1 protein-coding gene is annotated in these 1091 nt (G+C 37.1%); it reads right to left on the reverse strand.

Annotated elements, in window-relative coordinates; genetic code table 11:
- Positions 1-1091 (reverse strand): group II intron reverse transcriptase/maturase (gene ltrA, locus T537_RS0109480; protein ID WP_034244637.1); only part of this gene is annotated, 1091 nt, incomplete at both ends.

A 1091-nucleotide genomic window follows, 5' to 3' on the forward strand; every position in this document is an offset into this window, starting at 1 on the left:
AGTTCACGGAGTTTCTTGTTGTTAAACGCAGTCTGTAATACAAAATAACTACCACAATACCAGTTGCCATTTCGCATGTTTGCGCATATCCACGCTTTTTCTTCTTCCACGCCTAACTTTTTGAGTTCCTTGAATTTCGTTTTAACCTTCTTCCATTGTTTCCAGTAAATTGTCCTTATCTTATGCCTTAGCCATTCATCTGTTTCTCGAAGTAGCTTCTTCATATCCGCCAATCCAAAGTAGTTTACCCATCCTCTTATAAATTGAGTTAGTTTTAATGCACGATATTCATTTCCCCATCCATTGCTACGTTTTGTTAATTCTCGGATTTTATCATTCATTTTTACAATAGATTTTGGATGAACTCTAAATCTGCATTTGCCTCGATACCTATAAAAGCTATAACCAAGGTACTTAACTCTACTGATATGTTCCACACACGTTTTATTTCTATTCACTTTCAAGAAAAGCTTCCCTTCAATGAATGGTATGATGTTTTCCAAGGTTCTTTCTGCACTTTTCTTACTTTTGCAGAAAATCATACAGTCGTCTGCATAACGAACAAATCGATGTCCCCTATGCTCTAATTCCTTGTCTAATTCATTCAGCATTATATTACTGAGCAATGGGCTTAGTGGTCCGCCTTGTGGCATACCCACTTCCGTCTTTTCAAATACCCCTCTGCTAATCACTCCAGCATTGAGATATTTGTGGATTAGTGAAATGACTCTTCCATCCTTGATGGTTCGTGATAATACTTCAATGAGTTTGCTCTGACATACTGTGTCAAAGAACTTCTCTAAATCCATATCTACCACATATACATATCCATCATTTACATTTGTTTGGCATTGTTTTAGTGCATCATGAGCACCTCTACATGGGCGAAAACCATAACTATTTTCTGAAAACTGCTCCTCATAAATAGGTGAAAGTACCTGTGTAATTGCTTGTTGAAAGACGCGGTCTACAACTGTTGGTACTCCAAGTTTTCTAAACTCGCCTTTTGTTTCTTTTGGTATTTCTACCCTTCGGACTGGATTAGGTTTATATTTCCCTTCCAATAACTGTTGTTTAAGTTGCTTTCCGTT

This window comes from Lachnospira multipara LB2003 (assembly GCF_000702205.1).
GTDB classification, from domain to species: Bacteria; Bacillota; Clostridia; order Lachnospirales; family Lachnospiraceae; genus Lachnospira; species Lachnospira multipara_A.